Origin of the sequence: Chelatococcus sp. YT9, assembly GCF_018398315.1 — a bacterium.
GTDB lineage: Bacteria > Pseudomonadota > Alphaproteobacteria > Rhizobiales > Beijerinckiaceae > Chelatococcus.
The window spans coordinates 1079708-1105393 of record NZ_JAHBRW010000002.1; the positions used below are offsets into that span (position 1 = coordinate 1079708).

At 61.3% G+C, this 25686-nt stretch carries 20 protein-coding genes; 13 read left to right on the forward strand and 7 right to left on the reverse strand.

Features of this window, described 5'->3' with window-relative positions; genetic code table 11:
• Positions 1-124 precede the first annotated feature (124 nt).
• The 11 genes from KIO76_RS24990 to KIO76_RS25040 all read left to right on the forward strand — a co-directional run bounded on the left by KIO76_RS24990 (position 125) and on the right by KIO76_RS25040 (position 16260).
• Complete coding sequence (locus KIO76_RS24990) at positions 125-1792, forward strand: hydantoinase B/oxoprolinase family protein (protein WP_283771523.1); 1668 nt, start codon at positions 125-127, stop codon at positions 1790-1792.
• Positions 1789-3453 (forward strand): hydantoinase B/oxoprolinase family protein, encoded by a 1665-nt coding sequence (locus KIO76_RS24995; RefSeq protein WP_213326282.1) that lies wholly within the window; start codon positions 1789-1791, stop codon positions 3451-3453. The genes KIO76_RS24990 and KIO76_RS24995 overlap by 4 nt, the downstream gene beginning before the upstream one ends.
• Positions 3450-5597, forward strand: coding sequence for a hydantoinase/oxoprolinase family protein (locus KIO76_RS25000; RefSeq protein ID WP_213326283.1), 2148 nt, complete (start codon positions 3450-3452; stop codon positions 5595-5597). The genes KIO76_RS24995 and KIO76_RS25000 overlap by 4 nt, the downstream gene beginning before the upstream one ends.
• Positions 5581-7221: a hydantoinase B/oxoprolinase family protein gene (locus KIO76_RS25005; RefSeq protein ID WP_213326284.1), complete on the forward strand. Its 1641-nt coding sequence runs from the start codon at positions 5581-5583 to the stop codon at positions 7219-7221. Before KIO76_RS25000 ends, KIO76_RS25005 begins: the two co-directional genes overlap by 17 nt.
• Before the next feature lie 29 nt (positions 7222-7250).
• Positions 7251-8261, forward strand: coding sequence for a succinylglutamate desuccinylase/aspartoacylase family protein (locus KIO76_RS25010; RefSeq protein WP_213326285.1), 1011 nt, complete (start codon positions 7251-7253; stop codon positions 8259-8261).
• A gap of 65 nt (positions 8262-8326) precedes the next feature.
• Positions 8327-9862 (forward strand): ABC transporter substrate-binding protein, encoded by a 1536-nt coding sequence (locus KIO76_RS25015; protein WP_213326286.1) that lies wholly within the window; start codon positions 8327-8329, stop codon positions 9860-9862.
• Between the two features lie 14 nt (positions 9863-9876).
• A complete protein-coding gene (locus KIO76_RS25020; RefSeq protein WP_213326287.1) occupies positions 9877-10842 on the forward strand; it encodes an ABC transporter permease in 966 nt (321 codons plus the stop codon).
• A gap of 1 nt (position 10843) precedes the next feature.
• On the forward strand, positions 10844-12754 hold the full coding sequence (locus tag KIO76_RS25025) for a dipeptide/oligopeptide/nickel ABC transporter permease/ATP-binding protein (protein ID WP_213326288.1): 1911 nt from the start codon (positions 10844-10846) through the stop codon (positions 12752-12754).
• Positions 12751-13779: an ABC transporter ATP-binding protein gene (locus KIO76_RS25030; RefSeq protein WP_213326289.1), complete on the forward strand. Its 1029-nt coding sequence runs from the start codon at positions 12751-12753 to the stop codon at positions 13777-13779. The genes KIO76_RS25025 and KIO76_RS25030 overlap by 4 nt, the downstream gene beginning before the upstream one ends.
• 18 nt (positions 13780-13797) lie before the next feature.
• Positions 13798-14955 carry a M20 family metallopeptidase gene (locus KIO76_RS25035; RefSeq protein ID WP_249730033.1) on the forward strand — a complete coding sequence of 386 codons (1158 nt, stop codon included), beginning with the start codon at positions 13798-13800 and terminating at the stop codon, positions 14953-14955.
• 12 nt (positions 14956-14967) lie between these two features.
• A complete protein-coding gene (locus KIO76_RS25040) occupies positions 14968-16260 on the forward strand; it encodes an NtaA/DmoA family FMN-dependent monooxygenase (RefSeq protein WP_213326290.1) in 1293 nt (430 codons plus the stop codon).
• A gap of 656 nt (positions 16261-16916) precedes the next feature.
• Here KIO76_RS25040 and KIO76_RS25045 read toward each other — a convergent pair.
• Positions 16917-17573: a glutathione S-transferase family protein gene (locus KIO76_RS25045; protein ID WP_213326291.1), complete on the reverse strand. Its 657-nt coding sequence runs from the start codon at positions 17571-17573 to the stop codon at positions 16917-16919.
• A 432-nt stretch (positions 17574-18005) separates the two neighbouring features.
• Here KIO76_RS25045 and KIO76_RS25050 point away from each other — a divergent pair, with 432 nt between their 5' ends.
• Positions 18006-18629 carry a TetR/AcrR family transcriptional regulator gene (locus KIO76_RS25050; protein WP_213326292.1) on the forward strand — a complete coding sequence of 208 codons (624 nt, stop codon included), beginning with the start codon at positions 18006-18008 and terminating at the stop codon, positions 18627-18629.
• Positions 18629-19081 (forward strand): cupin domain-containing protein, encoded by a 453-nt coding sequence (locus KIO76_RS25055; protein ID WP_249730034.1) that lies wholly within the window; start codon positions 18629-18631, stop codon positions 19079-19081. The genes KIO76_RS25050 and KIO76_RS25055 overlap by 1 nt, the downstream gene beginning before the upstream one ends.
• A gap of 148 nt (positions 19082-19229) precedes the next feature.
• Here KIO76_RS25055 and KIO76_RS25060 read toward each other — a convergent pair whose 3' ends face one another.
• The 6 genes from KIO76_RS25060 to KIO76_RS25085 form a co-directional block, all read right to left on the reverse strand.
• Positions 19230-19463, reverse strand: coding sequence for a hypothetical protein (locus KIO76_RS25060; protein WP_213326294.1), 234 nt, complete (start codon positions 19461-19463; stop codon positions 19230-19232).
• Between the two features lie 824 nt (positions 19464-20287).
• Positions 20288-20488 carry a hypothetical protein gene (locus KIO76_RS25065; protein ID WP_213326295.1) on the reverse strand — a complete coding sequence of 67 codons (201 nt, stop codon included), beginning with the start codon at positions 20486-20488 and terminating at the stop codon, positions 20288-20290.
• A gap of 614 nt (positions 20489-21102) precedes the next feature.
• A complete protein-coding gene (locus KIO76_RS25070) occupies positions 21103-21399 on the reverse strand; it encodes a muconolactone Delta-isomerase (RefSeq protein ID WP_213326296.1) in 297 nt (98 codons plus the stop codon).
• A 2-nt stretch (positions 21400-21401) separates the two neighbouring features.
• Complete coding sequence (locus KIO76_RS25075) at positions 21402-23027, reverse strand: phytoene desaturase family protein (RefSeq protein ID WP_291976843.1); 1626 nt, start codon at positions 23025-23027, stop codon at positions 21402-21404.
• Between the two features lie 69 nt (positions 23028-23096).
• The gene (locus tag KIO76_RS25080) at positions 23097-24107 is read right to left on the reverse strand and encodes a dipeptidase (RefSeq protein ID WP_213326298.1); all 1011 of its coding nucleotides are present in this window, start codon (positions 24105-24107) and stop codon (positions 23097-23099) included.
• Between the two features lie 37 nt (positions 24108-24144).
• Entirely contained in the window at positions 24145-25623 is a 1479-nt protein-coding gene (locus KIO76_RS25085; protein WP_213326299.1) for an aldehyde dehydrogenase family protein, read from the reverse strand.
• Positions 25624-25686 lie beyond the last annotated feature (63 nt).

Sequence of the window (25686 nt, forward strand, 5' to 3'; positions counted from 1 at the left end):
GATGCGAATTTCACGTTGCGTTCCCTCGCGCCCGATCTAAAATCATTACAAACGAACAGCCGTGCAGACCAAGCTGATGTCCATGCATAGATCATGCAAGGGGCACCCTTTTGTTCGGGGCACCATGAAACAATCAAAATCAATTCCAGATGGCGTGACGTTGTGGATTCAGTGGAGTCGATTGATATCCATTATGGATGAGGTCGATATCGCGCTGGTGCGAACATCCTTTTCCACGATTGTTGGTGAAACGCGCGATTTCGCGGTTATTCTTCTGGACAAGCATGCGCGATCCATTGCCCAGTCGCAATTGTCGTCGCCCGCATTTACATGTTCGCTACCCAGCGCGACCCGTCGGTTGCTCCAGGACTTCCCACCGGAAACGCTGCGACGCGGCGATGTTCTGATCACGAATGATCCGTGGATATGCCACGGGCATCTTCCGGATTTCTATATTATCGTCCCGCTGTTTGGGGATGATGAAATCATCGGCTATATCGCGACCGCCGCGCATATCTCGGACATCGGCGGACGCCTCGATGAATTCGACGCGCGCGACGTCTTCGAGGAGGGACTTCGCATCCCGCCAAGCAAGCTTTATGTTGAGGGCAAGCCCAATCGGCAGCTGTTCGACATTCTCAGAGCCAATATTCGCTATCCGACGCAGGTCCTGGGGGACGTTGATGCTATAGTCGGAGCAGCTCACCTCGGTGGCGCGCGGCTCACCGAGTTTATCAAGGACTATGGTGAGGCGGGCCTCGACGCTGCGGCCGAGGAGATCCTGAAGCGTTCTGAAGCAGCCATGCGGAGCGCGATCCGTGCCATACCCGACGGCACCTATAAGGGAGCGACGGACTGCGATGGCTACAAGATCCCGACACATATCGCGGTCAGCATCGAAGTCTCGGGTGACACGGTGGTCTGCGATTTTGCCGGCTCGAGCCTCCAGCGTCACGACGCATCGATCAACAGCGTGATGAATGTCACCCATGCGCATTCTCTGTATGCTTTTAAATGCGCGCTTCTGCCGGATATTCCCAATAACGAGGGCTTGTTCCGGCCCATCGCGACCCGCGCGGAAGCCGGTTCCATCCTCAATGCGAGCTTTCCGGCGCCGGTGAAGGCTCGTTCGAAGACGAGCTATCATATTCACAACGCGATTTATGGCGCGCTGGCGGAGGCTCTGCCGCATGGGGTGCAGGCGGGCAGTGGCTCGTTCTGGTCCGTCAAGTGCTTCGGATCCAACGATGATGGCTCTAATTTCGCGATGCATGTCCTGCCGAACGGCGGCCGTGGAGCCGTCAATGGCGCAGATGGGCAGCCGACCATCGCCTTTCCTGGAAATGGGACCATCACGCCGGCAGAGATCATCGAAAACATCGCGCCTATCGTCGTGCTCGAGCGATCACTGCGAACCGATTCCGGAGGACCGGGGGAATTTCGCGGTGGGCTCGGGCAGACCATCCGACTTACCACGCTCGGCCGCTCCGTGCGGATGACGATCCGTCCGGACAAGATCCGCTTTCCCGCGCCGGGGCTCTCTGGCGGGCATCCAGGGGCAGCAGGTGCCCTGACGCGCGACGGCGAGGTGATGCCGCTCGAACCCTTCGAGTTGCAGCCGACGCAGGTCGTGACTCTCGACCTGCCGGGCGGCGGCGGATTTGGTGACCCGCGGAAGCGCGCCAGCGCCGCCGTCCAGGGGGATTTGGCGGAGGGTAAGATAAGCCTCGATGCGGCCACCAACGTCTATGGCCACAGCCCACAACCTCCCATGTCCGCGGCGGCAGAATGATGACAGGCAATAGCCCGCCACTCATCCATTCCGTTGATCTGGAAATCCGCTGGGCCCGGCTCGTTACCATCATGGATGAGGTGGATGCAGCCGTCGCCCGCACCTCTTTCTCGACGATCGTCGGCGAGAGCCGCGACTTCGGGGTTGTGATGATGGACGGGCAAGGCCGTTCGCTGGCTCAATCGCAGCTGTCGACGCCGGCCTTCACGATCACGCTGCCGATCACAGCCAAGCATCTGTTGCAGGCCCATCCACCGGAGACGCTGAAGCCGGGCGACGTTCTCGTCACGAATGACCCATGGCTTGGCTCCGGGCATTTACCGGATTTCGCGGTTTGCATGCCGGTCTTCCATGGCGGCGCGATCGCGGCGATCGTTGGTTGTGTAGCCCATCTCTCGGACGTTGGCGGCCGCAGCGACTACCTGGACGACAAGGATCTGTTTGAGGAGGGGCTGAGGATTCCGCCCACGTTCCTCATGCGAGAGGGCGAGCCCGTCCAGTTGCTGATGGACATCATCGCCGCGAATTCCCGCGCGCCCCGCCTGATGATCGGCGATCTGAGCGCGCTATGCGGCGCATTGGCGCTCGGCGCGAAGCGTCTCACCGAATTTCTTGACGACTATGACCTTCGTGATCTTGAGGGTCTGGGCAGCGAGATCCTCTCGCGGTCGCGCGCGGCGATGTCGCGCGCCGTGGCACGCCTGCCGGAAGGCGTCTACACGGCAAGCCTGCAGGCGGACGGGCATGTCAGACCGGTCACCCTCGCCGCGACGGTGACGATCGCAGGTGGCAAGGTGGATGTGGACTTCGCGGGAAGTTCGCCGGAACAGTTCGATTGTTCGATCAATGCCTCGGCTAATGTCACCTTTGCCGATACATATTATCCCTTCAAATGCAGTCTGCTGCCGGATCTGCCCAATAACGAAGGGCTGACCGAATTTCTGACGGTGCGCGCGCCGCTGGGCTCCGTTCTCAACGCGCGTTTTCCGCGCGCCGTGCGGGCTCGCTCGAAGACCAGCTTTCACATTTCCGCGCTCCTCTATGCCGCGCTGGCGCCTATTCTGGGCGAGCAGGCGCAGGCAGCGAGCGGCTCGTTCTGGACGCTGGTGATCAGCGGTGAACACCCCGACGGGGAGAGCTTTCGCGCGCATATGTTGCCGAACGGCGGAAAGGGCGCGGTGGCGGCACGGGATGGCCTGCCTACCATCGCTTTTCCCTATAACGGCACGATCACGCCCGTTGAAATCATGGAAAACAATGCGCCCGTCATCGTGGGCTGCCGGGAGCTTCTGACGGATAGCGGCGGCCCCGGCCGGTATCGCGGTGGCCTGGGGCAGCGCCTCACCTTCTCGCCACTTGATGACCGTGCCCTGCAGATATTTGTAAGGGCCGACAAGTTGCGTTTCCCTCCGCAGGGGTTGGCCGGTGGCGAACCGGGCGCGCTCGGGGCCCTTCTTCTCAATGGCAACACGGCGCCAAACGCGCCGATGACGCTGGCCAAGGGCGATATCGTGGAGCTCAGGCTTCCCGGTGGGGGAGGATACGGCCCGGCTGGCGAGCGTCCCCGGCCGGCAATCATCGACGATCTTGCGGCGGGCTACGTGAGCCCCGACGCCGCTGCCACACTCTACAAATTTCATCTCTCGGAGGACCAGACGTGAGCGAACCGCGTTTTCGCCTCGGTTTCGATATCGGTGGGACATTCACCGATTTCGTCCTTTTGGACAGACAATCCGGCACGACGCATTTGAATAAATGCCTGACAACGCCGGATGATCCATCGCGCGGCGTCATGGATGGCCTCACCCCCTTGTTCGAGGCCGCGGGCGTCGCGGGCCCCGATATCGAAATCGCCATCCATGCGACGACGCTGATCACCAATGCTTTGATCGAGCGCAAGGGTGCCCGCACCGCATTGTTGACCACCCGAGGCTTCCGCGACGTGCTCGAGATGGGCACTGAGGTTCGCTATGACATCTACGATCTCTTCCTGGAAAAGCCCACGCTGTTGGTGCCACGCGCGCTTCGCCTTGAGGTGACGGAACGTCTCGACAAGAATGGCACGGTCCTCACCCCTCTCGACGAGGATGCGCTGCGCACCGTCGCGCAGACGCTCAGGGCGGAAAGGGTGGAGGCGCTGGCCATCGCCTTCCTGCATTCCTTCCGTAATCCGGTTCATGAGCAGCGTGCGGCAGCCATCCTGAGGGAGGAACTGCCTGGCATCAGCATCTGCCTGTCAAGCGCGGTCGCGCCGGAGATCCGCGAATATGAACGCATGAGCACGACGGCGGCGAATGCTTACGTGCAACCGATCACCCGCGCCTATCTCGACAAGATCGAGGGGCGCCTCGCCACGATGGATTATCGCAGGCGCCTCTATCTGATGATCTCCTCCGGCGGCATCGCCGGGGCGCAGACCGCCAAGGATTTCCCCATCCGCATGCTCGAGTCAGGCCCGACCGCCGGCGTGTTGGCGGCCATTTACTACGGGCGTCAGATGGGCATCGACAGCATGGTGACCTTCGACATGGGGGGGACGACAGCGAAGATCGCCGTCGTCAAGAATTATGAGGCCGCGAAGTCGAACCTGTTCGAGGTCGGACGGGTGGCGCGTTTCAAGAAGGGCAGTGGCCTGCCGGTCAAGATCCCCATGGTGGAGCTGATCGAAATCGGCGCGGGCGGCGGCAGTATCGCGCATATCGATCAACTCGGCCTGCTCAAGGTTGGGCCCCACAGCTCCGGAGCCATGCCGGGTCCCGCGAGCTATGGGCGCGGGGGCACCAAGCCCACCGTGACAGATGCCAATCTCGCGCTTGGCTATCTCGACGCGAACTACTTCCTCGGCGGGACTATGAAACTTGACCTGGGGGCGGCCCAATCGGCCTTGGCCGAGCATATCGGTGCGCCGCTCGGCCTTGCGGCTGAGGCGGCAGCCTCCGGTCTGTTCGAGGTCGTCAATCAGAACATGCTCGCGGCCATGAAGGTGCATATCGCCGAACGCGGCGAGGACCCGCGTAAGTTCTATCTCTTCGCCTTTGGCGGCGCGGGCCCGGCTCATGCCTATGAATTGGCGCGAGCGCTCCAGATGCGCGGTGTCATCATACCGTCCGGGGCTGGTGCCACATCGGCGATGGGTCTCGTCACGGCGGCCATTTCCTTTGATTACGCCCGCTCTTACGTCGCCCGGCTCGACAAGGTGGCTTGGGAGGACCTGAGGGCAGTCTTCGAGGGGATGGCGGCAGAGGGGCTGGCGGTCCTCGCGGAGGCCGGCGTTGCTCCCAACTCACCCGGTGTCGAAGTGACACATCGCATGGATCTGCGCCACAAGGGGCAGGGCCATGAGGTCACCGTAACCCTGCCGCGCGCCGTCTATGAACGCGGATCGGTTGATGAGATCGCGCAGCTCTTCTACGTTGCGCATCAGGAGAAATATGGGCACGCCCATTTCAACCTGCCTGTTGAATTGATTACCTGCCGGACCATGGTCGGTGCGCCGCCGCCCGCCGTGCCCCTGCCGAGCGCCGGCGAGACAGCGGGAACAGAGGCCGGGAGAGCGTTGAAGGGGCACCGCCGCGCCTATTTTCCGGAACTCGGCGCCTTCGTCGAAACACCGGTCTATGATCGCTATCGCCTGAGGAGCGGCATGGAAATTCAAGGCCCGGCCATCATCGAGGAGCGGGAATGCACCGTCGTCGCCGGACCGTCCGCCACCGTCCGCATCGATCCCTTCGGCAGTGTCTTCCTGGATCTCGCCAATTCCGAAGCCGCGCGTGAAAGGGAGTTGGTCGATGTCCAACGGACTTGACGGGATCTCGCTTGAAATTCAATGGAACCGGCTGATCTCTATCATGGACGAGGTCGACATCAATCTCGTCCGTACCTCGTTCTCGACGATCGTGGGTGAAAGCCGCGACTTCGCTGTGATCATGCTCGACAAATATGGGCGCAGCATTGCCCAGTCGCAGCTGAGTTCCCCGGCCTTTACCGTCACGCTGCCGGCGACGACGAAGCACCTGCTTGCAGCCTTCCCCGCCGAGACGCTGGTGCCGGGCGACGTGCTCGTCACCAACGACCCCTGGCTCGGGGCCGGTCATTTGCCGGATGTCTGTGTCGTCATGCCGGTTTTCGCGCAGGGTGAGATGGTCGCGATCGTCGGCGCGGTGGCCCATGTGGCGGATATCGGCGGCCGGCTCGATTTCTTCGACGCACGCGACCTCTATGAAGAGGGGTTGCGCATCCCGCCGAGCAAGCTCTACGAGGCTGGCGAGGAGAACAAGCAGCTCTTCCGCCTCATCGCCGCGAATGTGCGCGTCCCCGACCTCGTCATCGGCGACATCAAGGCAATGGTGGGCGCGGAAAAGCTTGGCGCCGAGCGTCTGGCGGAGTTCATGCAGGATTATGGCGGTGGCGCGGGCTTTCATCGCCTCGCTGACGAAATTCTCGACCGCTCCGAGCAGGCGATGCGGCGCGCCATCAGCGCCCTTCCGGACGGCACCTGGGCCTACGGTCTGGAGGCGGACGGCTACCGATCGCCGTTGCACATAGAAGTAACAGTCGAGAAGAGCGGTGATGCCATCCACGTCGATTATACCGGTTCGTCGCCGCAATTCAGTGACGCATCAATCAATTGTGTGACCAATATTACCTTCGCCGATACCTACTATCCCATCAAATGTTCACTGACGCCGGATCTGCCGAACAATGAGGGACTATTCCGCCCGATCACCATGTCGGCGCCGGAGGGATCCGCCTTCAACACACGGATTCCAGCGGCGGTGAAGTCGCGCTCCAAATCCAGCTTTCATATTCATGTCGCGATCTATGGCGCCCTGTCTTCAGCCATAGGCGATCGCATCCAGGCCGGAAGCGGCTCGTTCTGGGCCATGACCCTGCATGGGACCAGTCCGGAAGACGGATCGACCTTCAACGTCCACATCCTGCCCAATGGCGGCAAGGGCGCGACCGCGACCACTGACGGTCTGCCGACGGTTGCCTTCCCCTATAACGGGACGGTCACGCCGGTCGAGATCACTGAAAATCAGGCGCCTATCCTGATTGAGCGCAAGCAGCTTGTCGCCGACAGCGGCGGAGCCGGCCGCCAACGCGGCGGGCTTGGCCAGGAGATCGCCATGCGCGTCGTTGGCGACAGGCCGATCGTCGCCTCGCTGCGTCCCGACAAGGTTCGCTTTCCCCCACCGGGTGTTCTCGGTGGTTATCCGGGCGCTGCGGGCACCTTCTCGGTTAACGGTCGTGCCGTGCCGATCGAGCCGCTGCAACTCGGTCCCGGCGATGTCTACGTCATAAGTCTTCCGGGTGGTGGGGGATACGGCGATCCCCGGACGCGAGATCCCGCCAAGCTCCTGGAGGACATTGAGGCGGGCTATGTGACGCCAGAGCGAGCCGCGCGCGATTACGGACGCGCGGACTGAGGTCGCGCCAAACAGGATGAGGGATTGACATGAGTTTTGAATGGGATGGGACTGAGGTGCCGGCAAGCTCTGCCGCGATGTTCGAGATCCCGGTCTGTACCATGGCCAGCGGCTTTCAGTTGACCCTTGCCGTCCACGCGGTCGCCGGCAAACGCAGCGGGCCGGTGACGCTGGTCGCCTGCGGATCGCATGGAGAGGAATTGTGGAGTTCGGAGTTCTGCCGCCTTCTCAAGAGCCGCCTGATACGGGACGGTTATGATTTTTCCGGCACGATCCTGCTCGCGCCCGTGCTCAACCCGCACTCCTTCGAGAGCGGCACCCGCAACACGCCGATCGACTTTCACAATCTCAACCGCGTATTTCCCGGGTCAGCGCTCGGCAAGAACTGGTTCACCGATGTCCTTGCCGGGGTCATCGCGGAAAAGATACTGCCGAGGGCCGATTTCATCTTCGATTATCACGGCGGTGGGTCTGACACTGTCATTCACTACCATTATACCGTGGATCCCGCCGCTTCGGCACGCAACGCAGTGATCCATGCCGTCGCGCGCGCAAGCGGCGCGGAAGTCCTGTGGGAGCACAACGAGCAGCGTGGCACACTCTCCAACTGTGGAGACCAACTCGGGAAAACCTGTTTCGTGGTGGAGACGGGCGGCGGTGGGCTCATTCTCGACCAAGGCTATTTCGAGAAGGCCTACAGCGATTTTCTCAACATGCTCAAGGTGATCGAAGTTGTCGAGGGTGAACCCGATCTCTCGGCCGCGCGCATTGTGGTCCGCAAGGGCACGTCGTTGCGTCCCTCCCATGGCGGCACGTTCGTGCCGGTCTGCGGCCTGGATATCATGGGCAAAAGCCTGACCAAGGGCACTGTCCTCGGCCGCGTCGTCTCACCTTATACATTCGAGATTCTTGATGAAATCAAGGCTCCGTTCGACAAGACTGAAGTCATGATGATAAGAAATAGGATATCGAAGGTACATCCAGGGGAATATGCCTATATTATAGGAGATGGTGACAGCGGCTACGATCCGCGCGCCTAACTTAACAATAATCCGGAGCAATCGAGGGGATCACAATGAGAATAAGGGAGTTGCTTATTTCGGCCATGATAGTCGCATGGCCGGTCGGCGCCTATGCCGAGACCACTCTCGTCGTGCCTCAACTCGACGACCCGCGAACGCTGAGCCCGAACCCGGCTGCCGACACCGGCGCCTATGGGCCCGGGAGCAGCATCTACAGCCACCTCGTGGTGATGGACTGGGGGGTGGTCGCCGGCACGCCGGCCTATGGCGATCTCGCCGACAGCTGGCAGATCAGCCCTGACGGCAAGGTCTACACCTTCAAGCTTCATCCCAACATCAAATGGCATGATGGCAAGACACTGACCTCGGAAGACGTCAAGTTTACTTACGACCGCATGATTGCGAAGAAATATCCCTATGCGGCCTTTCTAAGGGACGTGGAGGCCATCGAGACGCCGGATGCGAATACGGTCGTCATCAAGCTGAAGGCCCCGAACGCGGCCTTCGTGCCGATGATGGCGCAGGCGGCGGGCTGGACGGGCAAGATCTATCCAAAGCATCTCTGGGAGAAGGAGGAAGGTTTCGATACGGGCCCTTACGTCAACAAGCCCGTTGGCAGCGGTCCCTTCAAGTTTGTGCGATGGGACAAGGGAAGTGCCGTCGAACTCGTAGCCAATTCCGATTACTTCCGCGGCAAGCCGAAGATCGATCGTCTTATCTTCAGGCCTATCGCTGATGCAAATGTGGCCCGCGCGGAATTCGACGCGGAACAGTTCCCGCATCTGCCTTATGACTATGCGCCACCCCTTGCCGAGGTTCCGGCCTTGCAGGCCGACCCGAGCCTCGAAGTGGTCTTCACGCCATCCCACTACAGCCGCGATATCCAGCTCAACCTGGCGCGGGCCCCCCTTTCGGATCTCAAGGTCCGTCAGGCGATTTCCTATGCCATCGATCGGGACGCGATCAGCCGGCTAGGGTTCAACGGCTTCTGGAAGCCGGCCTTCCACGCCAATGTCGACACACAGGTTGATTGGATCAACACGGACGTCAGTTTTCCGGCCTTCGACAAGGCCAAGGCGGAGGCTCTGCTCGACGAGGCGGGCTTGCCGCGCAAAGACGGCAAATGGCGGTTTTCCGTCTCCGTGACCGGACCGTCCTATTCCGATTGTCGCGCGATCAATGAGGTGCTTGTCCAACAATTGCGAGAGGTCGGCATAGACGCCAAGCTCGAGGCCTTCGATCAGGCGACTTGGTTCCGGCGCATGCAGGAAAAGAACTTCGACATCAGCTGCTATTTCACCCGCTATGGACCGGATCCGGATGCCTATCGTGAGCATTTCGGCACGGGTGGTCCCCGCAATTTCATGGGCTATAGCAATCCGGAGTTTGACGCGCTCGGCGCGAAGGCGGCCGCGATCTCCGACAAGGCTGAGCGCAAGAAATACTACGCGCAGATGCAGGCCATGCTCGTGCGGGATGTGCCTTACATCAACCTCTTCAATGAGCAGAAGACGAGCCTCGTGCGCAAGGGCTGGTCTGGTTTTCCGCTGCAGGATTCAGGCTATGACAAGTCTGTAACGTGGTTCGGATATTATGGCGTTACGCCTCCGGTCAAGTAAATGAGGGGTGACGAATGCGACTGCAACGATATATTCTATTTCGTCTGGCGCAGGTGTTGCCTGTTGCTTTCGTCATCATCATTATCAACTTTGCGCTGATCCATCTCGCTCCCGGCGACGTCTCGATCATCCTCGCGGGCGAAGATGCAAACCCGGAATATATGGCGGCGGTGCGCGAGCGCTATGGCCTCGACCTGCCGCTGCCTCAGCAACTGCTGAATTATCTGATGCAGATTGCCTCCGGTGACCTCGGCCTGTCCTATCGCACGCGTGAGCCCGTTCTCGATGTCATCCTGGAGCGGGTTCCCGCGACCCTTCTGCTCGCGGGGACGAGCCTGGTGCTTGCCGCCATCCTCGGCACGGCAATCGGCGCCTTTGTTGCGCGACGCCCGGGATCCGCCCTCGATACCAGCGTCACGAGCCTCTCCATTTCCCTCTTCAGCATCCCGGTCTTCTGGCTGGGCCTTATGCTGATCCTGCTGTTCGCGGTGAAGCTGCGCTGGTTTCCCTCGACGGGAATGGTCACCGTGGGCGGGCCGCGCGAGGGCATCGGCCGGGTCATGGACATCCTCTGGCATATGGTGCTGCCGGTGCTGGCGCTTGCCACAGTCTGGCTCGGGCAATATGTGCGCCTCGCGCGCGCGTCTGTCGCGGACGTGCTCGCCGAGAGCTATGTGACGACGGGGCGCGCAATCGGCTTCAGCGAGCCCCAGATCCTGATGAAATTTGGCCTGCGCAATGCCTTGCTGCCGATCATCACGGTGCTCGGCCTGGAGATCGGTGTGCTGCTCACCGGTGCCGTGCTGACGGAGACCGTCTTCTCCTGGCCCGGGCTCGGGCGCCTGATTTACGAGGCGATCCTCGCCCGGGACACGCCCATCATCATGGGAGCCTTCATCATCATGTCCTTCACGGTGATGATCGCATCGCTCGTGACGGACGTTCTGTATGCGGCTCTCGACCCGCGGGTGAAGCTGTAGCATGGCTCAGTCCCTTCGCTTCCTCCGCAACCTGATGTCGAGCCCGGCGAGTGCGATCAGCCTGAGCATCGTCGTCGCGGCGGTCGGGCTTGCTTTGGTGACACCTTTTCTCGGTCTACCCGATCCGAACGCGATGAGCGGCAAGCCTTATCTCCCGCCAAGCGCCGAGCACTGGTTCGGAACCGACAATTATGGCCGCGATCTATTCTCCCGCGTCATTTGGGGAACACGGGTCGCCCTGGTGGTGGCGATCGGGTCGGCGGCCCTGTCCGTATTGCTCGGCATCATCGTCGGCTCGCTTGCCGGCTATTACGGCGGCTGGGTCGATGCGCTGCTGAGCCGCGTCTTCGACGTCTTCCTGCTGATACCGACGTTCTTCCTGATCCTGCTGATCGTTGCCCTGTTCGGGTCCAACCTTGTCCTGACGATGGTTGCGATCGCGCTCACTACATGGCCCCGCTCGGCGCGCATCATCCGGTCGCAGGTGCTCTCCGTAAAATCCCGGGTCTATGTGCAAGCGGCGCTGGCGGCGGGCGCATCCAACATGCAGGTGCTGTTCCGGCATGTCATTCCAAACGGACTTGCACCCCTGGTGACCGACGCGACCCTTCTCATGGGTCTCGCCATTCTCACCGAGGCGGGATTGAGCTTTCTCGGCCTCGGCGATCAGAACACCGTCAGTTGGGGGCGCATGATCTTCGAAGGACAGCGCCAGTTGCGGCTCGCGCCTTGGATGTCGATCGCGCCGGGCGCGGCCATGCTGATCCTGGTCGCGAGCCTCAACCTGTTGGGCGACGGCCTCAACTACGCAATGAATCCGCAATTGCGCTCGCGCGGCGGCTCGCCGGCAAAACGGCGGCTCGCCGCACCGCCGGCGGATGACGAGCCATCCGGCGGCCCGGTCATCCTCACGGTGCGGGATCTGCGCATGGCCTATCACGCCAATGGCGAACGGACGATCGCCGTCGATGGCGTATCCTTCGATCTGCCACGCGGCGGCAGCCTCGGCATCGTCGGGGAAAGCGGCTGTGGCAAGAGCAGCCTCGGCAGTGCACTGCTGCAGACCCTCCCGAACAACGCCCAGATCATTGATGGAACGGTGCGCTTCGATGGGCGCGCCATTCTGGCCCAGGGGCATCCGGTCGGCGAACGCGGCCGCGCGCGCATCCAGGCGCTACGCTGGGTGCGCCTCGCGACCATCTTCCAGAGCGCGATGAACGCGCTCAATCCGGTCACGACAGTCCGCAAGCAGATGCGCGACGCATTCCTGCTGCATCGACCTGGCGCAACCCGGGCGGAGGCCGACCGGCGCATCGCCGAGGTCTTCGACCTGATCGGCATTCCTCGCAAGCGCATGGATGCCTATCCCCATGAGCTGTCGGGTGGGATGCGTCAACGCGCCATGATCGCGCTCAGCCTGATCCACGAGCCGGATCTGGTGATCGCCGACGAGCCCACCACCGCGCTCGACATGATCATTCAAGACCAGATCCTCGCCGAGATCGACCGTCTGCGCCGCCGCATGAATCTGTCGCTCATCCTCGTCTCGCACGACATGGGCGCCGTTGCCGAGACATGCGACACGGTCGCGGTCATGTATGCGGGCCGGATCGTCGAGCTGGCGCCGACAGAGGTCATCTTCCAGAACCCGGCGCATCCCTACACCCGTGCGCTGATCGAATCCCTGCCCAGTCTCGCCGGCCCCAAGCGCCCGTTGACGAGCCTGCCCGGCGATGGATCGCAGCGCCCCGCCAACGGCAAGGGCTGCCGTTTCGCTCCACGATGTATCCACGCCGGCGAAATCTGTCGGACCGAGACGCCGCCCGATATCCGCCTGGACGCGAAGCACCGCGCCGAATGCCATTACGCCGGCCAGTTCGCGCATGAACCACGCAGGGAGTCCGTGCGATGATATCGCCTCTGCTGGAACTCGTCGATCTGCAGATGATCTACGACGGCAACGCGGGGCTGATGTCGCTCCTCACCGGCCGGCAGACCGACCGTGTGCTTGCCGTCGATCATGTCAGCCTGCGGCTTGGCGAGGGCGAAACCATTGCCGTGGTCGGCGAAAGCGGTTCCGGCAAGACCACGACTGGGCGGATCGTGACCTTGCAGGAGCGGCCGACACACGGCGCCGTCGTTTACGATGGAAAGGACGTCACTGACATCACGGGGCCTGCGCTGAAACGCTACCGCCGCGATGTCCAGATGATCTTCCAGAACCCCTATGAGGCGCTCGATCCCCGCTTCACGATCGGGCAGTCGCTGAGGGAACCTCTCGACCTGCACAACCATCTTCCGGCGCGCGTGCGTCAGGCCCGTGTCCTGGAGATGCTGTCCGCCGTGGAACTGCGGCCTGCCGAGGCCTTTGCCGATCGCTATCCGGCCGATCTGTCAGGCGGGCAGCTCCAGCGCGTCGCCATCGCCCGCGCGCTTATCCTGGAACCCCGCATCGTGGTTGCGGACGAGCCGGTGAGCATGCTCGATGTTTCCGTGCGCTCTGGGGTCATGAACCTCATGCTGGCACTGCAGCAGCGGCTCAAGGTGTCCTATCTCTACATCACGCACGATCTGGCCGTCGCCCGCTACATGTCCGACAGGATCGCCGTCATGTATCTCGGGGCCCTTGTCGAGGAGGGGCCCACGGAGGCGCTGGTGCAGGCCGCCGGTCACCCCTATACGCGGCTCCTGATCGCGGCGGTGCCCGAGCACCACGGCGGCCAGCAGCGCAAGCGTATCGCGCTCAAAGGCGATGCGCTGACGGCGGACAAAGCCGCCACGGGCTGCCGTTTTCATACGCGCTGTCCGATGGCGCGAGATCTCTGCCGGACGACGCCGCCACCGATGGTGAACCTTGCGGCGAACCATAAGGCAGCGTGCCATTTTGCCCCCGATGTCGTCGAGCGTGGCCTGACATCGCTCGTAACAACGGCCTGATAAAGCGAGGAATAGGCAATGGATGTCGCATATCCCTTCGTGGATTTCGGCCCGGTGGAAGATTTCATGACCGGCCTCAACGCATGGGTCGCCATCGAGAGCCCCACGTCTAGCGCGGAAGCGGTCAATCGCATGGTCGACAAGGCCGCGGCCGATTTCACGGCCATCGGCGTGCCGACGATCCGCTATCCGGGAAAGGGCGGTCGCGGCGACCACCTCGTGGCGCGCGCGCCCTGGGGCGATCCGGACAGTCCCGGCATCCTCCTTGTCTGCCACCTCGATACGGTCCACCCTATCGGCAGTCTCGCCGTCAATCCCATCCGCGAAGTCGAGGGGCGTGCCTTCGGCCCCGGCATCCAGGACATGAAATCCGGCGGCTACATGGCGCTCATGGCGCTGCGACGGCTGATCGAGGCCGAACGCCGGACGCCTCTTCCGATCACGATCATCTATGTGTCCGATGAGGAGGTCGGCAGCGAGACATCGCGGGCCCTGATCGAAGATCTGGCGCGGCAATCCCGCTATGCCCTGGTTCTGGAGCCGGCGCGTGACGGCGGAAAGATCGTCACCGCCCGCAAGGGCGTCGGTCGTTTTCGCATCGAAGTTAAAGGTCGCCCCTCGCACTCCGGCAACGCCCACGCCAACGGCCGCAGCGCCATCCGCGAACTCGCGGCGCAGGTGCTCGCCCTGGAGGCGATGACGGAGTACACGCGCGGCATCACCGTCAATGTCGGGCAGATCGAAGGCGGAACCGCCGGAAACGTGGTGCCGGAATTCGCCAGCGCCTCGATTGACCTGCGCGTCCCGAGCGACGACACCGCCCGCGAAATGACGGAGCGCATCCTGTCCCTCAAGCCGCAATTCCCCGATACCACGGTGCGGGTGACCGGCGGCCTTAACCGCGCGCCCTACCGCAAGATGGATCGTCAGGACATCAGCGTGCTGTTCAACAAGGCAGCCCGTCTCGCGGCCGACCTCGGCTTCACGCTTGAGGATCTGCCGGACGGCGAGGGATCGGGTGGTTCGGACGGGCAGTTCTGTGTTGCCTACGTCCCAGTTCTCGACGGCCTCGGTCCCTGTGGGGCGGGCCTGCATACCCATCACGAATACATCGAGGTGGATAGCATTCGCCCGCGCGGCAACCTGCTTCTGCGCCTTCTACAATCGCTCGAATGAAGGATCAGCGCCATGAAGGTCCATCTTGCCTGGTTTGGCCCCAACAGCCCGAACAACTGGAACAGGCCCTCGGGTGCGATCTATGACTGGCGCAAGCCGGATCTCTATCTCGATGTGGCGCGGATGTGTGAACGCGCCAAGTTCGACATGATTCTCTTTGCCGATTCAGTCGCGGTTCCGACGACCTATGGCAACAGCACCGATTGGTACGTCAAGAACGGCTTCATGATCAGCCACGATCCTGTGCCGACCATGGCGATGATGGCAGCGGTGACATCAAGGATCGGCCTGGCGGCGACCCTGTCGACGACCTTCTATCCGCCCTATCTTCTCGCGCGTCTGTTGGGGACCATTGATCACCTGAGCGGCGGACGCATCGGCTGGAATGTCGTGACCGGCGCCAGTGACGACGCAGCCCGCAATTTCGGTGAGGACCAGCTGATCGAACATGATCGCCGCTACGATATGGCGGACGAATATATGGATCTCGTGCGAAAGCTTTGGAACAGCTGGCAACCCGACGCGATCGTCGAGAACCGCAGGGAAGGTATCTTTGCCGATCCCGCCAAGGTGCACCCGGTCGATCATGCCGGCGCGTTCTACAAGTGCCGGGGCCCGTTGAACGTAACCTCGTCACCGCAAAAAGAACCCTTGGTGATCGTCGCGGGCACATCACCGCGTGGGCAACGTTTTGCTGTTGAGCAGGGCGACGTGGTCATCGCGCACAAGAACAACGTGGCGGACATGCGTAAGTATGTCGTGCGGATTCGCGAACAGCTCGTTGCGGCGGGCCGTGACCCAAAGTCCATGAAGATCTTCTTTGCCATCAAGCCGATCATTGGCGAGACAGAAGGCATCGCACGCGAGAAGCGGCGCCTGCACCACGAACGCGCCAACCTGGAGCGAGGCCTCGCCTATGTGTCGCTGACGCTTGGCCACGACATGTCACATTTCGATCTCGACAAGCCCATTTCGCCCGACCTGCCGGTGCAGGCCATCATCGGCAAGCTCCAGCAGATGCAGGGCATGGGTGAGGCGGTGACCTTGCGTCAGTTCGCTTTGCATGAAGCCTTGCAGGAAACCCATGAAATCTGCGGAAGCTATGAACAGGTCGCCGACACGATAGATGAGATAGCCGACGAGACTGGCGCAGATGGCTTCCATTTTCGCGGCATGCTGCAGGACTATGATTATCTGACCGAGGTGGCGACACGCCTGATCCCCATCATGCAGGACAAAGGTATCTCGCGCAGCGAATACGTGGGGGCAACGCTCAAGGAAAACCTCTTCTCAACGAGTACTTGAACGATTGCGATTGAGCTGGCTCTCCGCCATGTTGGATGGCGGGCCGAGCCAATGCTGAAATGGCAAGCGAATCATCTTTCCCTGGGTCGCGGGAAACGTTGTTGGTGCTGTTTTCATTTGAAATATTTGTGTCTCAGTCAGCTTGAGCGGCGACTGAGGAAATGACTTTGAGCTACCCGATCATGTTTCCCTCCACAAGTTTATCGCGCCCCGCTCCGATTGGGCCCCTCGATGAGCCACGTGCTATGCGACCGTTAACGCGCCGCACTCGCGGCGGCATCTTAGGAAAAAAGCTGAGGGTCCCGTCGAGTTGACTAGATCTGCGGCTCAAGTGTACAGGAGAAGTTTAGGGTTCACCGTATGAGGTCTAACAACCGCTGAGTGTTCATGAATAAAACCAGCCTTAGCTTCACCGCTCCAGCTGGCTGCCTGTTCTGCCGATCGCAAGCGGCGTCTTGCCATCGCGTACCATCTATCGTGACAAGCGCGTCAGCACGTTTCTCGGTAGTGGTCTGATCCGGTCCGGCCACACCCGAACCATTCCCCGCGCTCACTTTGACGATGTCGATGATCGGTCACCTGACCTTGCGGCCCACATTCTTGGCCTGAGGCAGAGTTTCGCTAAGGCTCGGTAGGCTGTCCAGAGAAGTAGGCACCTATGTCGTTTCATTCGTGGCCTCGTTAAACGCTGCCAGTTGAGCAGCGAATGCCCGCTTGTAGGCAGGCCGGGCCTCACCGCGGGCCACGTAGTCAGCCAGGCTGGGATACCCGTCGAGCAACCCGGCAGGCTTCAATCTCTGCAGGACGTGCACCATCATCAGGTCGCCGGCGCTGAACGCGCCCTCCAACCAGTCGCCGTCGCCAAGTCGGTCAGAAAGTTCGCGGAGCCGAGAGCGTACGCGATCAATCACGAGCGGCAGCCGCTCGTGGCTCCACGACCGGTCACTCTCCAGGAGCCTGGCGGCGGCGAGTTCGAGAATTGGAGGCTCCACCGTACTGAGTGCCGCGAACATCCAAGTGATGGCACGTGCCCTGCCATTGGGTTCAGCAGGAAACAGGCCTCGATGGCTCTCGGCGATGTGCAGCACAATCGATCCCGTCTCAAACAAGACGAGGTCACCTTCCTCATAGGTCGGAATTTGCCCGAAAGGATGCAGCGCCAAATGCGCGGGTCCCTTTAACGCCTTGAACGAAACAAGGCGCACCTCGTAAGGCTGTCCCACTTCCTCCAAGGCCCAGCGGACGCGAACGTCGCGCGCCAGCCCCTTGCCGCCGTCGGGCGAGCGTTCAAAGGCGGTGATGATCGGGACCATCGGAACTCTCCGCAAGACTGTGTGACGATACTAAGTAGCAAATCCCTGTGGTTTGGGGGATCGCAATTGACCTCGTGTCCGAGTGGCCGGCGAGTTCAGCACCAAGGTGCACCAGTTAACCTCAACCTTATGGGTACATGGCTGCAACTCCACGCCGCGTCCCGCAATTTCTTCTTCGCGTGCACGGGTAGAACCGCAGGCTTCAGCGTCAGCGCCGGGTTCCGCTCGGTGAGGTTGGGATGGTTGTTGTCCCGCTCGGGGAGGGTAACCAGCTGGAGAGGCCCATCATTGACGGTTCCTCTGTTTGTCGGCCGCTGGAGAGCACGTGGACTCCACCCCACCATGCTGGGGCAGTGTTGCAACAAACCCAGACGGATTGACACCGGTTCTAATTCATGACACATGAAGTGACGTGAATTCGGAGCGAGTATCGTGGCCAACCCGCGTGTCTACAACAGCCCCCTTCGTCAGGAGAAATCGCGTGAGACGCGAGAGGCTATTCTTACGGCCCTCCTTGCCCTCATGCAGGCCGGTGGAGGACCCGACGACATCAGCATGGAGGCAATTGCGCGGGAGGCCGGGGTGCAGCGGCGCACGGTGTTCCGGCATTTCGCCCACAAAGAAGAACTGCTCATGTCTTTTTGGGCCTGGCTCAATCAGCGCATTGGTGCATCGACCGAGCCTGAGACGACGCAGGATGTGCTCGATGGTCCACGCAAGGTATTTCCCCTGTTTGACGAGCATGAAGCAATTATTCGTGCTGCGCTTCATTCTCGAACCGGACGCGAGATGCGGCTGAGTACGATTCCGGCACGGCGCGCTGGCTTTTCGCGGGCTCTCGATCCTGCGCTGCGTTCGCTCTCATCTGAAAAGGCGCGGACAGTCGAAGCGCTGGCGCATCTTCTCTACTCGGCCTCTGCCTGGGAAACTCTCAAAGATTATGGCGGTCTCACCGGTCCTCAGGCTGGGGAGATCGCGTCTTGGACGCTTGAACTGGTCTTGTCCGCGATCGGTGCGAGTGATCCCCCAGCGGACACGCAAGGAAACAAGCGTTGATGATCGAGATGGTCTCCCCCAAAAACTGTAAATCTGTGTGGGTTGCTGGCGACCGCATTCGGTTCTTGGGAACTGTTCCGGAAACGCAGCTCGAGTTGATCGAGGTCGAGATTCCAGCGGGATCGGGAACGCCGCCGCACCTCCACGAGTCGCCCGAGTTATTTTTCATCGTCGCCGGTGAACTGACCGTTCGGCAATTCCGAATGACTGGAGCGCCGGACGTGATACGCGCCGAACAGGGCGCGACGATCCTCATACCCTCCCGCGTGCCTCATAACTATACCAACGAAAGTGGCAGTACCGTGCGCATGCTGGCGGTTCTGAAGTCATCCATGACTGCGTTCTTCCGCGAGATCGCCGCGGTCGAGCCCGTCCAGGGCGAACCGGACTTTGGGATGATCGGAGCGGCTATGCTGCGCCACGGAGTCGAGATATTCCAGACGTCTGCCTGAGCCCGTCTGGGGCCGTGCTGTTAACGGGACTGCACGGGCTTATGGCGGCTCCCGGCCAGCCAGGACGAGTTGCAAGCTAGCTCCTCTTCTCCTGCTCCATGGCCTTCGTCCGTTTCAGGCGATCGGGCGGCTGCCGTCGACTGAGATGTCACGCGGGCCAGTTGCAGCCCTTCGATGGCGGCGGGGAGCGGCCGAGATAACCATGTCGAAAGCCGAATTCCCAAAAACGCCTCAACGCCGCGCCGCGGGGGTACGCGGCGCCGCAGCGTTCCACCTCGAATTCGATCCGAGTCTGATTGGCGCCGGCAGCGTGAAGAGAGGCTCCCTCAGCATAACCAGCATCCACGGCTTGCTCAGCCGAGACGAGCATTTGAGTGCCCATTGTTCGTTCCTCCGTAAGTGCTGAAGAGCCCCAATAACGACGCACTTCGACGGCGCGAGATCCGCGCGCCGGAGAACCGGAGCGAGGTCGCGGCGGACAGGTAAGATGCTCGGCTGGCATTTCGTTGCCCGCAGCGAGAAATCGGAAAAACCGCTGCGTTCATCATCTCCGTCGGGTCCGATTGGCACGCCGCGACCTCGGAGAAAGAACATCTCCCTGTACAAAAGGTTCCTCGCGGTTGAGCACGTGGCGGCCCGAATACCTCCTGCCGCTCTCGGTTACCAACGCGCGAAGGGTGTTCGGCAAGCCAACGGCGACGACCGGGCAAATGACGGCGTGCCAGCACATCGTTCTGCCGGCACGTGGTATGCGCGACGACCCCGGGCCGATAAAAAAAGAACCCCGGCTGGGAGCATCCGGGGTTCTTCCTCAGCTTCGATTAAGGCGCGGCGGGTTCTTAAGTCGGCCTCATCTCAGCGGAGAGTAGTCAATATGCCCGGCCCAGAGCGGACCGAGTTGCCCTGGATATAGGCTGGCCGATCCAGGAGCGTGTAATCAACTATGAGGGGATGACCGAGTTCCGGTGCGGTGAACTTTATTGTTGCCGCGCTTTAGGTCAGAGCCGAAGCAATCTTGTTGAGATGAACCCGGGTTTCTTTAGGACGCGCTTCGGCAACATACGCGGGAAGATTTACGCCTACTTGGCGCCAACACTCTCGGCATGAAGCATGCCAAACAAACGGGTACCGAGCGCATCCGAGTCGCCGTCATCAGAACGGAGCCGCTCGCGCTTGTTTCGAAGCGTCCCTCGCTTGATGTATCCGTTAAAGCTTGATTGTAATGCCCCGGGGTAACGCCCGAAGAGCCACTTCACGGTGCAGCTCTTTGCGACGGCTCTCTAGATCAGAATAGCGTACGACAATTCTGCGCACGATGGCAGCAATGTCGATCCAAGTCTCGTGCTCGATCGCGAACTGAATCTGGTTGTGTATTTCGGCATGCACCACTTCTGATAACGCTGCCATAGCTTAGCCTCGCAGGTCGCGAGAGCGCTTTGCTGTCCCAAGGTGCTCGGTGCGAATCGGAAAACGCTGACAAGCTCAGCGCTATTCCCGCCTATCATCGAAAACCAGAAAACCGCCTTATCAGGCGAAAGGCTCTAAGCGGGAAAAGGGAAACCCGGCTCACGGTCTCCCCGGCGGGATGCCATTTGCTATCAGGATAGTCGAGCATTTTGCATGCGTGATTGCAAGCGCTCGCAGGGCGCCGCATGGCTTTGTACGATACTGCGCGATATGCGGAGGAGCCGCTTCATATCGAAGCTGCCCCGGGGCTGCGCACGACGCCTATGCTCAGCACCGGGGCTTTGCTCCAGAAACACCGGGGCTGGAGATGTCTGGAGCCTGAAATAACCGCAGAACGAGCGACGGGTTCCTCCTACGCGTATCCGGCGCAGCTGGCGAGGGCCATTCAGATCGTTCTTGCTTCGTAACGCTTGTCGGCGCGGCAGTGGACCCGAAGGTCTCGTGACAACGCGCTAGCCGATGCCTGCGACGCGGTTGCTAACAGGGCGGCGGGCAGCAAGGCCCGTTCCTCGGTGGGAGATGCTGCGCGCCGGGGCGAGCCTTTGCCTCGTCGCTCAGGCCGCTGCCACCTCGAGTGGATCAACCGCGTGTCTGGCCAGTGGATGGACTGCGATGTCATACATCCAAGGATGCGCGGGCAGGCCAGTGATGATCTCGTGCAGCTCCGTGGCATCCTTCGCGCGCCATATACCCCAGTTCTCAAAGCGGCAAGGCACGCGCCACATCCGCACCAGATGTCCTTGGCGCGCGAGTTCTGCTGCGTGCGCGCGTTCTTCACGCGTGATCCTCTCGCGCAACTCCGGGTCCATGTTGTCGGACCAGCGAAGTTTGATGTTGACGAGAAATTCCATGACTAATCCTTGTATGTGTTTGTGCGTGAGGGGACTGCTCCCCGAATGTCGGCAAGAACGGCGGTGCTGGCGTTGAATCCGGGGATCCCGGTGACATATCCGCCTGGCCAGACGCCCGAGCCGGAAAGAAAAAGTCCGTTGAGGGGGGTTCTGTAGGCATGTACGGCGGCATGCGGGCGCGCACCGAAGAGGTTGGCAGGCAGCATATCTCCATGGGTGATGTTAGAGGCGACAAGGCCGAGCTCCTCTTCGAGGTCATTCGGCGACATGAACCGGTGCGCGACGATGCGATCCTTGAGACCGGGCATAAGGCGGGCCAGGGCATCGACACAGCGCCATCCAAATGTCTCTCGCATGTCGGGCCAGGTGCCATCCGCCAAGGCGTAGGGTGCATGCCAAGCGTTGATGCTGAGGAGGTGACGCCCTGGTGGTGCGAGTTCCGGAGACGTCACCGTCGGAATGAGCCCCCACATGATGGGGTCATGTGAGGGGATGCCGCTTAATCCTTCGCCGACCGCACGTTCGATCGTATCGAGCGAGGGGGCAATACGGAATTGAACCCCAGCAACATCGGACGTACTGACGCCATCGGGCAAGTTCGCATAGCCTGGCAAAGCATCGAGCGCGAGCACGATCTTGAAGGCTGATCCGCGCATGGGAACAGCCGCAATCTGCTGACGCAGTCCATCCTCAACGGCCGCTTCGTCGAGCAGATCGGCAAATAGAGTTTTCGGGTTGATGGCTGAAATGACGCGCGGCGCGCGATATTCGTCCCCCGTCCTGGTAGCCACACCGGTAACACGCCCTCCCTCATGCAGGACGCGTCGGACGGGCGCATTCGTTCGCACAGTGACGCCTAAGCTGCGGCAGCAGGCAGCCAGCGCATCGATGACGGCGCCCATACCCCCGAGAGGCAGGCCGCTCGACCCGCGCAGGGGCACGCGTCGCGGGTCATCCGGGGAAAGCGCCGGTGTCGATGCGAGCGAGAGCGGACGCATCATCAATCCGATGGCCGTTCCCGGCGCGGATGGCGGTGCAAGCGTCGCATTGAGGGCGACGATCGCCAGTAAAGCCTTGGCTTCCTCGGACGCGAGTTCTTCGTCGAGCAGCTGGCGCAAGCTCCCCAGGAAAACCCGCTCGAACAATCGCTCGAGGCGACCCGGAACGGCTCGCGCCATCGCCGACAGGCTAGGCGAGGGTGCGAAGACTGACGCACCGAGATGGCGGCCGAGTTCCTCCAGACGCGCAAGCAGCTGAAAATAGCGGTTGGCCTCGCCGGGTGCAAAGGCGTCGAGCTGCTCTGCGATGCGGACCCTGTCGCGCCATCCAATGAAGGTTCCGCTGGCGAAGGGATGCACGACCGTCGGATTCGTCGGCAAGAAACGGAGTCCGAAATCTCCGAGCCTCAGCTCATCCACGAAGCGAGGCTCGAAGCTGCCAGCCGAATTGGTGAAGGCTGCCCTGTAGCCGGGCATGAACTCGAAGGTACCGCAGGGCCCCCCCAAGGCACCGCGGGCCTCCAGCACGGCAACCCTGAGGCCAGCTCGACCGAGATAGGCCGCCGCGACGAGACCGTTATGGCCGCCGCCCACAATCACGACATCAAATGTATCAGCGCGGTCCGCCACGTGAGCGCCTTTGCGTACCAAGAATGGGGAAGAATAGGGGACACATGCGCGCATGGATCCCCGGCATGATCAGGAAAGAGGGACGAAGCTTTCGCGGAAAAGCCGCAGCCAGTTGCCACCTGCGATCTTACGGATTTCCTCGAGCTGGAATCCCCTGCGCTCAAGCCCGTCGAGTATGTTGGGGAAGTCTGCGGAAGACTTGAACCAGGACGGCCAATCTGAGAAGCCCTTGATTGGAACAGCACTCTCTCGTGACCAGCGACCCGCACGCCACCACATGATCTCACTTTCCGGCCAGCCGTCGTAGTAATCCGTTCCGAAGCCAACGCTATCAATGCCGATAAGATCAACCGTCCACGCCACCATATCCAGGAAGGTGTCGAGCGTGCAGTTCGAGCCATCTTTCATAATCTTTGGATACATGCTGAGGCCGATGACACCGCCACGCTCCGCAAGACGGCGAATGAGCGCTGTCGATTTATTGCGACGGTTGAGCTCGATATTCGTGCCGACAAACTCTTGGGGATTTGCATGTGTGACGGCGATCGGACGTGATGAGTATTCGATGGCATCAAAACAGGTTCTCTCGGTACAGTGCGAGACGTCGACGAGCATCCCGAGTCTGTTCATCTCGGCAATGACATTGCGACCGAAAAATTTGGATACGCCATTCTCGTCCGGCTCCCAGCAGCCGGACGCCACACGGTTCTGGACATTGTAAGTGAGCTGCGCGATGCGGACGCCAAGTTTGTAGAACGTCTCGACAAGCTCGATATCATCCTCGAAAGGAGATGTATCCTGAAAACCATAGACTATTGCTGTTCGACCCGATGCCGCGATCCTTTCGATATCATCCGCAGAGGTCGCGAGGGCGATCAGGTCGGAGTTCTTCTCGAGTAGACGATTCCATTCGCCAAGTGCCGAAAGGGTCTCACGCGCCGACTCCCAGATCGCGACGGTCACATGAATGCAGCCCACGCCACCGGCCCGCCATTCCTCGAAACGAGCACGTTCGGGCTTATTATACTGCAACGCGTCGATGATGAGAGACCCGCGGGCAACCGCACCAGTCATGGTCATGTTGAATACCTCCGAATAGCCGTTTTATGTGGTTGAATTAGCTTGCGAACGGGTCCGCGGCGGTGCCGTACTCCGTTACGACAGCTTTGATCTGCGAGAACTCTTTAAGTGCCTCGATGCCGTTCTCGCGGCCAAGGCCCGATTGTTTGTATCCCCCGAAGGGGACGCGCAAATTGATCGCGCGATAGGTATTGATCCAGATCGTTCCGGCTTGCAGCTGATGTGAGACGCGCCGCATGCGTGCGGCATCCCGCGTCCAGAAGCCCGCCGCTAGGCCGTACTCCACACCATTTGCAAGAGCTATCGCCTCATCTTCGTTTGCGAAGGGCTGAACAGTGACGACCGGGCCAAAAACCTCTTCCCGGCATATGCGCATGTCACTGTTGACGTCGGTGATAATGGTGGGCGAAAGCCAGTAGCCGCCGGCAAATTCGGCGTCGACCACGGGCGTGTCCCCACCGAATGCGACCCTGCCACCGGCGGAGACTGTCTCGTGGATGAAATCACGCACCCGCTCGTACTGCCGACGAGACGCCAGCGGTCCAATATGGCTCCTCGGCGATGCTGGCGGGCCAACTCGAATTCGACGCGTGGATGCGATGTATCTCTCCAGAAAGTCGTCGTAAATGGACGCTTGCACCAGCACCCGAGAGCCCGCGACGCAGGTCTGTCCGGTCCCTGAGAAGGCACCCTGGGTGGCCGCAATGGCGGCCGCATCGAGGTCGGCGTCCTCGAAAACAATATGCGCCGACTTGCCGCCGGCCTCGCAAACGAAGCGCTTCAGCATTCCGGTGACCTTGGCGCCGAGAATGCGCGCTGTTGCGGTGCTGCCCGTGAAGGTAACCATCGCCACATCGGGATGGGTCGCCAGTTGCTCACCGAGTACGGCATCGCCGATGACCACGTTCAGAATGCCGGGGGGAAAGCCCGCCTCGATGGCAAGCTCGGCCAGCCGGATGCTGGAACCTGGACACTCCGCTGGCGGCTTCAAGATCACCGCGTTCCCCACAGCGAGGGCGGGCGCGACCTTCCACGAACCAAGCGACAGGGCTCCGTTGAAGGGCGTTATGGCCAGCACAACGCCGAGCGGTTCACAGAGGATCTTCGCGTCAACAGTATGCGAGACGGAGCGGTGGACGTCGTCGTGTACATCGATAGCGTTGGCGTAGTAGCTATACCACTGCGCTGTCGCGCGCATCTCGGCTGTGGTCGCTGCGTGACTCTTGCCATTCGCCAGACTTTCCAGGCGCCCGAGCTCCGTGGCGTTGGCGAACACGAGTTCACCGAGGCGCCGCAACAGGACGCCGCGCTCGGGGCCAGTCAGCGCTGACCACGACGGTGCCGCGAAGGCGGCTGTAGCGGAGGCAACCGCCTCATCCACTGCGGTGGCATCGAGACAGACGGAGGCCCAGCTTCGTCCGGTAGCCGGGTCGATCAGCCATTGCCGCTCGCCTGCCGGCGCAAGTGCCACGCCTCCAATGAAAGACGTGAATTGATCTCTGAGTTTGTCGGACATGGTCACAGCTTCATTTAAGGATGCACGCCGCGAGTGGGTAGCTCACGTAGTTGTGGCGACTTG

Excerpts from the sequence above, each read along its gene's own strand:
- KIO76_RS24990 (WP_283771523.1), top strand. The coding sequence starts at position 125 with ATGAAACAATCAAAATCAATTCCAGATGGCGTGACGTTGTGGATTCAG.
- KIO76_RS24995 (WP_213326282.1), top strand. The coding sequence starts at position 1,789 with ATGATGACAGGCAATAGCCCGCCACTCATCCATTCCGTTGATCTGGAA.
- KIO76_RS25005 (WP_213326284.1), top strand. The coding sequence starts at position 5,581 with ATGTCCAACGGACTTGACGGGATCTCGCTTGAAATTCAATGGAACCGG.
- KIO76_RS25010 (WP_213326285.1), top strand. The coding sequence starts at position 7,251 with ATGAGTTTTGAATGGGATGGGACTGAGGTGCCGGCAAGCTCTGCCGCG.
- KIO76_RS25015 (WP_213326286.1), top strand. The coding sequence starts at position 8,327 with ATGATAGTCGCATGGCCGGTCGGCGCCTATGCCGAGACCACTCTCGTC.
- KIO76_RS25020 (WP_213326287.1), top strand. The coding sequence starts at position 9,877 with ATGCGACTGCAACGATATATTCTATTTCGTCTGGCGCAGGTGTTGCCT.
- KIO76_RS25025 (WP_213326288.1), top strand. The coding sequence starts at position 10,844 with ATGGCTCAGTCCCTTCGCTTCCTCCGCAACCTGATGTCGAGCCCGGCG.
- KIO76_RS25030 (WP_213326289.1), top strand. The coding sequence starts at position 12,751 with ATGATATCGCCTCTGCTGGAACTCGTCGATCTGCAGATGATCTACGAC.
- KIO76_RS25035 (WP_249730033.1), top strand. The coding sequence starts at position 13,798 with ATGGATGTCGCATATCCCTTCGTGGATTTCGGCCCGGTGGAAGATTTC.
- KIO76_RS25040 (WP_213326290.1), top strand. The coding sequence starts at position 14,968 with ATGAAGGTCCATCTTGCCTGGTTTGGCCCCAACAGCCCGAACAACTGG.
- KIO76_RS25045 (WP_213326291.1), bottom strand. The coding sequence starts at position 17,573 with ATGGTCCCGATCATCACCGCCTTTGAACGCTCGCCCGACGGCGGCAAG.
- KIO76_RS25055 (WP_249730034.1), top strand. The coding sequence starts at position 18,629 with ATGATCGAGATGGTCTCCCCCAAAAACTGTAAATCTGTGTGGGTTGCT.
- KIO76_RS25060 (WP_213326294.1), bottom strand. The coding sequence starts at position 19,463 with ATGGGCACTCAAATGCTCGTCTCGGCTGAGCAAGCCGTGGATGCTGGT.
- KIO76_RS25065 (WP_213326295.1), bottom strand. The coding sequence starts at position 20,488 with ATGGCAGCGTTATCAGAAGTGGTGCATGCCGAAATACACAACCAGATT.
- KIO76_RS25070 (WP_213326296.1), bottom strand. The coding sequence starts at position 21,399 with ATGGAATTTCTCGTCAACATCAAACTTCGCTGGTCCGACAACATGGAC.
- KIO76_RS25080 (WP_213326298.1), bottom strand. The coding sequence starts at position 24,107 with ATGACCATGACTGGTGCGGTTGCCCGCGGGTCTCTCATCATCGACGCG.
- KIO76_RS25085 (WP_213326299.1), bottom strand. The coding sequence starts at position 25,623 with ATGTCCGACAAACTCAGAGATCAATTCACGTCTTTCATTGGAGGCGTG.